Annotated in this window: 2 rRNA genes; both read left to right on the top strand. The window is 51.5% G+C overall.

Going from position 1 to position 3,406, the window contains the following annotated elements:
* Positions 1-218 precede the first annotated feature (218 nt).
* Positions 219-3,101 (top strand): 23S ribosomal RNA (locus tag WNB94_RS17035).
* Between the two features lie 186 nt (positions 3,102-3,287).
* Positions 3,288-3,400 (top strand): 5S ribosomal RNA (gene rrf, locus WNB94_RS17030).
* Positions 3,401-3,406 lie beyond the last annotated feature (6 nt).

The raw sequence follows: 3,406 nt of genomic DNA, 5'->3' as shown, positions 1-3,406 counted from the left end.
TGCTCTTTAAAAATTCGTAGAGTCGAATCAGCGTTGCTGGCGGAAAGTTCATCGTTCGTAAAGGGGCGTTGGACACCGTGCCGCCAGTGACAATTGATTGCGTCACCAGACTTCAATGAAAGAATTGAAGATCGGCAAACGTGAAGGGTGTGTGCAGACACACCCGCTCAAAATGGTTCTTGACCGACGACTGTACAGCATGGTCGTCAAAGTTATAGGGTCAAGTGACTAAGTGCATGTGGTGGATGCCTTGGCGATTACAGGCGAAGAAGGACGTGATAGCCTGCGAAAAGCTTCGGGGAGCTGGCAAATTAGCTTTGATCCGGAGATATCCGAATGGGGAAACCCACCCGCAAGGGTATCCATACCTGAATACATAGGGTATGGAGGCGAACCGAGTGAACTGAAACATCTAAGTAGCTCGAGGAAAAGACATCAACCGAGATTCCGAAAGTAGTGGCGAGCGAAATCGGAGGAGCCTAGTCCTCTTTAGCAATTGACTTATCAGAACGGTCTGGAAAGGCCGGCCACAGTGGGTGATAGCCCCGTATGGAAAAAGTTGATTGTGGAACTGAGTGGACGATAAGTAGGGCGGGACACGTGAAATCCTGTCTGAAGATGGGGGGACCATCCTCCAAGGCTAAATACTCGTAATCGACCGATAGTGAACAAGTACCGTGAGGGAAAGGCGAAAAGAACCCCGGGAGGGGAGTGAAATAGATCCTGAAACCGCATGCATACAAAAAGTCGGAGCCTGGAAACGGGTGACGGCGTACCTTTTGTATAATGGGTCAGCGACTTACATTCAGTGGCGAGCTTAACCGACTAGGGTAGGCGAAGGGAAACCGAGTCCGAACAGGGCGAATTAGTCGCTGGGTGTAGACCCGAAACCAAGTGATCTATCCATGGCCAGGATGAAGGTGCCGTAACAGGTACTGGAGGTCCGAACCGACTAATGTTGCAAAATTAGCGGATGAGCTGTGGATAGGGGTGAAAGGCTAAACAAACTTGGAAATAGCTGGTTCTCTCCGAAAACTATTTAGGTAGTGCCTCAAGTATCACCATCGGGGGTAGAGCACTGTTATGGCTAGGGGGTCATGGCGACTTACCAAACCATGGCAAACTCCGAATACCGATGAGTGCGAGCTTGGGAGACAGTGCACCGGGTGCTAACGTCCGGACACAAGAGGGAAACAACCCAGACCGCCAGCTAAGGTCCCTAAAATTGGCTAAGTGGGAAACGAAGTGGGAAGGCTAAAACAGTCAGGATGTTGGCTTAGAAGCAGCCATCATTTAAAGAAAGCGTAATAGCTCACTGATCGAGTCGTCCTGCGCGGAAGATGTAACGGGGCTCAAGCCAGTTACCGAAGCTGCGGATATGCAATTTATTGCATATGGTAGGAGAGCGTTCTGTAAGCCTGTGAAGGTGTCTTGTAAAGGATGCTGGAGGTATCAGAAGTGCGAATGCTGACATGAGTAGCGTTAAAGGGGGTGAAAAGCCCCCTCGCCGTAAGCGCAAGGTTTCCTACGCAACGTTCATCGGCGTAGGGTGAGTCGGCCCCTAAGGCGAGGCAGAGATGCGTAGCTGATGGGAAACAGGTTAATATTCCTGTACCGATCTATAGTGCGATGTGGGGACGGAGAAGGTTAGCTCAGCCAACTGTTGGAATAGTTGGTTCAAGCCTGTAGTCGTGGTCCTTAGGCAAATCCGGGGATCTTAGATGAGGGGTGATAACGAGTCTGCTTGCAGACGAAGTGAGTGATACCCTGCTTCCAGGAAAAGCCACTAAGCTTCAGCTATAGACGACCGTACCGCAAACCGACACTGGTGCGCGTGATGAGTATTCTCAGGCGCTTGAGAGAACTCGGGAGAAGGAACTCGGCAAATTGACACCGTAACTTCGGAAGAAGGTGTGCCTCAAGTAGGTGAAGTTGAACAAACGGAGCCCAAAGAGGTCGCAGAGAATCGGTGGCTGCGACTGTTTAATAAAAACACAGCACTCTGCAAAGACGAAAGTCGACGTATAGGGTGTGACGCCTGCCCGGTGCTGGAAGATTAAGTGATGGGGTGCAAGCTCTTGATCGAAGTCCCAGTAAACGGCGGCCGTAACTATAACGGTCCTAAGGTAGCGAAATTCCTTGTCGGGTAAGTTCCGACCTGCACGAATGGCGTAACGATGGCCACACTGTCTCCTCCCGAGACTCAGCGAAGTTGAAATGTTTGTGATGATGCAATCTCCCCGCGGAAAGACGGAAAGACCCCATGAACCTTTACTGTAGCTTTACATTGGACTTTGAACAGATCTGTGTAGGATAGGTGGGAGGCTTTGAAGTACGGTCGCTAGATCGTATGGAGCCGACGTTGAAATACCACCCTGGTGTGTTTGAGGTTCTAACCTTGGTCCCTGAATCGGGATTGGGGACAGTGTATGGTGGGCAGTTTGACTGGGGCGGTCTCCTCCCAAAGTGTAACGGAGGAGTTCGAAGGTACGCTAGCCACGGTCGGAAATCGTGGTGATAGTGCATAGGCATAAGCGTGCTTGACTGCGAGACTGACAAGTCGAGCAGGTAGGAAACTAGGACTAAGTGATCCGGTGGTTCTGTATGGAAGGGCCATCGCTCAACGGATAAAAGGTACTCTGGGGATAACAGGCTGATACCGCCCAAGAGTTCATATCGACGGCGGTGTTTGGCACCTCGATGTCGGCTCATCTCATCCTGGGGCTGTAGCCGGTCCCAAGGGTATGGCTGTTCGCCATTTAAAGAGGTACGTGAGCTGGGTTTAAAACGTCGTGAGACAGTTTGGTCCCTATCTTCCGTGGGCGTTGCAAGATTGAGAGAGCCTGCTCCTAGTACGAGAGGACCGGAGTGGACGCACCTCTGGTGTATCGGTTGTCACGCCAGTGGCATTGCCGAGTAGCTAAGTGCGGAAGAGATAACCGCTGAAAGCATCTAAGCGGGAAACTCGTCTCAAGATGAGTCTTGCCGGGGCCTTGAGCCCCCTGAAGGGTCGTTGTAGACCACGACGTTGATAGGTTGGGTGTGGAAGCGCAGTAATGCGTTAAGCTAACCAATACTAATTGCCCGTGCGGCTTGACCCTATAACTTTGATGACATGCCAAGACCATGGAGCTGACTTCAAGCTCAGGCACGTTCGTCCGATCTCCAAGACTTCACGCAAGTCTGGATACACGCAATCAATACAGCTGATTCCTGTACCCCAAAACGTACAGCCGACTCTACGAAGGTGCCTGGCCGGCCAACACCGTCCAGGACAACAGTTCAAGCCTGATGACCATAGCGAGTTGGTCCCACTCCTTCCCATCCCGAACAGGACAGTGAAACGACTCAGCGCCGATGATAGTGCGGATTCCCGTGTGAAAGTAGGTCATCGTCAGGCTAATTA

Source organism: Aquabacterium sp. A3 (genome assembly GCF_038069945.1).
Taxonomy (GTDB): domain Bacteria; phylum Pseudomonadota; class Gammaproteobacteria; order Burkholderiales; family Burkholderiaceae_C; genus Aquabacterium.
The sequence above is the reverse complement of the archived record's forward strand: the minus strand, read 5'-3'. Positions and strand labels throughout refer to the sequence as shown.